The organism is Acidaminococcus sp. CAG:542, from assembly GCF_000437815.1.
In the GTDB taxonomy this organism is placed as follows: Bacteria; Bacillota; Negativicutes; order Acidaminococcales; family Acidaminococcaceae; genus Acidaminococcus.
In genome coordinates this window covers 1-4,378 of record NZ_FR902003.1, presented here as the reverse complement: position 1 = coordinate 4,378, position 4,378 = coordinate 1, and the positions used below count along the sequence as shown (strand labels likewise).

3 protein-coding genes are annotated in these 4,378 nt (G+C 57.4%); all 3 read left to right on the top strand.

The window, feature by feature from the left end:
* The first annotated feature begins 363 nt into the window (after positions 1–363).
* Genes QVO43_RS00205 through QVO43_RS00195 form a run of 3 tightly spaced genes read left to right on the top strand, consistent with a single transcriptional unit; the run spans position 364 to position 4,288 of the window.
* Positions 364–2,001: a DUF4153 domain-containing protein gene (locus tag QVO43_RS00205; RefSeq protein WP_022486632.1), complete on the top strand. Its 1,638-nt coding sequence runs from the start codon at positions 364–366 to the stop codon at positions 1,999–2,001.
* A gap of 28 nt (positions 2,002–2,029) precedes the next feature.
* A complete protein-coding gene (locus QVO43_RS00200) occupies positions 2,030–2,950 on the top strand; it encodes a DMT family transporter (protein WP_022486631.1) in 921 nt (306 codons plus the stop codon).
* A 27-nt stretch (positions 2,951–2,977) separates the two neighbouring features.
* Positions 2,978–4,288, top strand: a complete 1,311-nt coding sequence (locus tag QVO43_RS00195; RefSeq protein ID WP_022486630.1) for an aminopeptidase C — start codon at positions 2,978–2,980, stop codon at positions 4,286–4,288.
* The last annotated feature ends 90 nt before the right edge of the window (positions 4,289–4,378 follow it).

The following is a 4,378-nucleotide window of genomic DNA, read 5'->3' as shown; positions in this document are numbered from 1 at the left end:
GCTAACCCACCACCCATGCTGCGCATGGATACCCCCGCCCTTGTAAAGGGCGGATATACGCTCGGGCCTGCGGCCCATTGCTTTTTTACAAGTACCAGGGCGTTAAGCCCGCGTACTTACTATCCGCCCTTTGCAAGGGCGGGGGACCGTTGCGCTTGCGCAATGGTGGTGGGTTAGGCGCCGCGATACCCGGCGCCGTCTTCCTTCGCCTCCGCACTAACTTCCGCTGGTGCAGGCGGTGGCGATCCCCATGCAATCCCGGCGCCGTCTTCCTCTATCCCTCCACACCAACTTCCGCCTCGCTCCCACTTCCCATCCATGCTATAATCATAAGGAATGAACATCCAAGGGGAGGCATCCTTTATGCTGAGCAGGTTCAAAGGATTGTGCAGGGAAATCTGGGAGCGGAACCAGCGCTTCAAGACGGCTTTTCTGGGCAGTTGGAGCTTTTTTCTGGTATTCCTGGTGCTCACTGTCATCGGGCGGGGGGACCAGTGGAGCAAATGGACGGTAATCAGTCAGGGCTTTTTGGCTGTACAGCTGGTAATGTTTCTTTCCGTGCCTTGGCGGCTGTACAACGAAAAATACGGCAGGATCGAGCCCCGGCGGGAAGCGGCCAATTTCCTGCTTTTCCTTCTGCTCTGGCGGAGCCTGGAACAGGTCCCGTCCTTTAATGACTACCTGTTCCTGGGCCTTTGGGGCACCGCCGCCCTGTCCGCAGCGCTTACCCTTTTTTTCTGTGATACACCCCAGGGACGAAAGGGGCTTTTTCCCGCTTTTCTGCTGGCCCTTGGCAAAAGCCTGCTCCTGGGAGGGTTGTCCTTTGCCCTTTTGGGCCTCTGCTTTTCCGGCATCCGGATGCTCCTGTACCCCAAACTGTCCCTGGAATGGCTGGAGCTGGCCTGTGTATTTTCCATCTGGGTGGTATCCTGGCAGGTCCTGCTGGCCCAGATTCCCCGGGAAAACGAACCTCTGGCGATACCGGACTGGTATTCATCACTCTGCCGGAACCTTCTTCTTCCGGCGGCCGCGCTCCTTGTGGTCATCCTTTATTTCTATCTGGCCAAAAGCCTCCGGGAGGGAGCTCTGCCAAATGGTATCATGAATCCCTTTGGATCCTGTGCTTTGGCTTTTTATACCCTGTTCTGCTTATCCTACCCGGAAGAGCAGCCGCTCTGGGTGCGGAAAGTCCTGAAATGGGGAGCACTCCTTCTGGTTCCCATAGCAGCGGCTCAGCTCCGAGGCGTCTGGATCCGTTTGGAAGCCTACGGGCTCACAACCCTCCGGTATCTGTCCCTCTGCTGCACCTTCGTGGGGCTTTGTGTCCTGCTCGGGGGCATTACAAGGCAAAAACCCCGGAAAATATACCTGTTGTGCGGAATCCTCAGCGGGATCCTGGCATTTTCGCCCCTGAACCTGGTGGACCTCCCTGCCTGGTCCCAGGCACGGCGCCTGGAAGAAACCATCACCCGGAATCAGCTGATCCAGAAGGGGAAACTGGTCAGCGCCCGAGAGATTTCTCCAGAGGAAGCGGAGCGGATCCGCAGCAGCTATGGTTATCTGGCCGGTTCCGCCGGCCGGTGGCGGTATCCTCTGGTGGAACAAATCAAAGAATCTCCCTTCCTGGCCACCCTGCCTCGTCCGCCCAAAGGAAAAGGTCATACCGGTATCGGGTATTATAACTACAGCCAAAAACTTGCAACACTGCCGGTCAGCGGTTATTCCAGGGTAATAATCATCAAGGGGGCCCATATCCAGTACCACCGGCTGCGTTTTTCCGGAGAGGGAAATACTGCATACAGCCTGCCCATAGATGATGCGTACCTGCAGCAGCTGCGGGAAAAATATCCTTCCAACGGACTGGTGGAGGGAAAAGATCTCCAGCTTCAGCTGGAGGATGGGAAACTGCTGATCTTTACCCAGCTTGCAGGGAGCCAGGACGGGTTTGACCAAAAAGAGAAAAATTCCGTCAGAGTCGATGGATACCTGCTGGAACAGTAAAATTCCAATTCAAAGGAAGTGTCCCCTTATGACCAAACACCGTGAAGCCATCTTGTGCATGCTGGTGGCTGCGCTGTTTTTCTGCCTTACGGAAGTATGCATGAAAAAAATCAATGGCGACCTGAACGGGGTCCAGGTGAATGCCACACGGTACACCCTGGCCGGGCTGGCCTTGATGCCCTGGAGCCGGAAGCAGCTTTTGGCCCGGCATGCCCGGGTTACCTTTGCCCAGCAGAAACTCTGCTTTTTCCTGGGATTCATGGGCATTGCCATGGTGGGGCCTCTGTACCAGATGGCTTCGGTGGTGCTGGGAGCCAGCCATACGGCGGTGATCTTTTCCAGCACGCCTCTTTTCATTACGGTGCTGGCGGCCCTGATCCTGGGGACCCCCATTACCCGGTATGAAATCGCCGCCCTGGGGCTCCAGGTGCTGGCCATTGCCGTTTTGGTGGACCCATTCCACATGTCCCTGGACCCGGGAGGCTTTTTGGGGCTCATGGTCTGCGTGTTCGGGTACAGCCTGTATGCGGTGGGAGGCAAGAAGCTCATGCCGGCCCTGGGCAGCGTGACGGTCACTGCCTGGACGTTCTTCTGGGGCGGGCTCCAGCTGCTGTTTGTGGCCTTCCTGTCCCACATCCCCGCTGTGGCGGCCTTTTTCACTGCCCACGGCCTGGGAAATTATGCCTATATCCCGCTTCTCACCGGCTACACCTGGGCCAACCTGCCCTGGGTGCTCACCCTGTACCTGGGCATCACCCTGGTGGCCTTCCTGTGCTGGTTCCGGGCCATGGAGGTGGGGAGCATCACCCTGGGGAGCCTGACCTATTTCATCAAGCCGGCCCTGAGCCCTCTCTTCGCCTGGCTTTTTGTGGGGGAGGCCATTACCTTCCAGATGGCCTTGGGCATGGGGCTCATGCTCCTGGGGGCCCGGATCGCCCTAATCAAATAACCTTTGTCGAGAAAGGAAAGATATCCAATGAAAGAAATCAACAATACCTTGCTGAAAGAATTCCGTGCTGCCTATGACCGGGATGCAGCCGCCCGGACCCTGAACAGTGCCCTGGCCAAAACCGACCTGGCGGACCTGTCTTTTGTGCCCATGCAGGCGGCCCTCCACCAGGGACCCTTTGCGGTGGAAGTGAAGACCCGGGGAATCACCGCCCAGCAGAAGTCCGGCCGGTGCTGGCTCTTTGCGGCTCTCAACATCATGCGGGAAATCGTGGCGGAAAAGTGTGGCTTGGAGGAATTCGAACTGTCCCAGAACTATCTCAGCTTTTACGACAAGCTGGAAAAGGCCAACAACTTCCTGGAAATGGTCATCGAACAGGCCGGGGAGCCCGTGAAAGGCCAGAGCATGCAGTACGTGCTCCGGGGCATGGTGGATGGGGGCTACTGGAGTGAAGCGGCCCATCTGGCGGCCAAATACGGGGTGGTGCCCAAAGCCGCCAACCCGGAATCCTACCAGTCGGAACATACGGACCGGTTCCTGGCTGCCATGAACCGGCTGCTCCGGAAAGATGCCCTGGAGCTCCGGGAACTGGTGGCTGCCGGAAAGGATCCCTATCCCCGGAAGAAGGAAATGCTGGCGGAAGTGTACAAAGCGGAATGCATCGCCTTCGGGGCGCCGGTGGAGACCTTCGATTTTGCCTGGCGGGACAAGGACAAGAACTACCACTGTGACCGGAACCTGACCCCCAGGGAATTCTACGACAAATACGTGGGCCTTGTCCTGAAAGACTACATGCCCGTGATCAACGAACCCACCCCGGACAAGGAAATGGATACCCCGGTGGCCTTCCACGCTGTGGAAAACATGGTGGGGAAGGACATGGAAGCCCTGAACCTGTCCCAGGAAGCCCTGGAAGACCTGTGCGTCCGCCAGCTCCAGGCCGGAGAACCGGTGTGGTTCGCCTGCGACGCCGGTGCCTACGGAGCCCGGAAAGAAGGGATCTGGGATCCGGACAGCGTCCAGGTGGAAAAGCTCCTGGGAGGATTTTCCTGGGATATGCCCAAAGGGAAGCGGCTGGAATACGGAGCCAGCTCCGCCACCCATGCCATGCTACTGACCGGGGTGGATTTCGATGCCAGCGGCCGTCCCACCCGGTGGAAGATCGAGAATTCCTGGGGCAAGGAAGTGGGGAAGAACGGCTATTTCGTCTGCTCCGAAAAGTATTTCAAAGAATACGTCTACGAAGCCGTGATCAGAAAATGCCATTTTACCCCGGAACAAAAAGAAATGCTGAAAAAAGAACCCATCCGGATCAATCCCTGGGATGAGGATGTATGAAAAAAGGAAGAAACCCACAGCAAGCGGGTTTCTTTGATGGTAAACGCATCCGTTGGATGCTAACCCACCACCAGCCTCACGGCTGGTCCC

Bases quoted from the DNA above. Each gene is read 5' to 3' on its own strand.
- QVO43_RS00205 (WP_022486632.1), top strand. From the start codon at position 364: ATGCTGAGCAGGTTCAAAGGATTGTGCAGGGAAATCTGGGAGCGGAAC.
- QVO43_RS00200 (WP_022486631.1), top strand. From the start codon at position 2,030: ATGACCAAACACCGTGAAGCCATCTTGTGCATGCTGGTGGCTGCGCTG.
- QVO43_RS00195 (WP_022486630.1), top strand. From the start codon at position 2,978: ATGAAAGAAATCAACAATACCTTGCTGAAAGAATTCCGTGCTGCCTAT.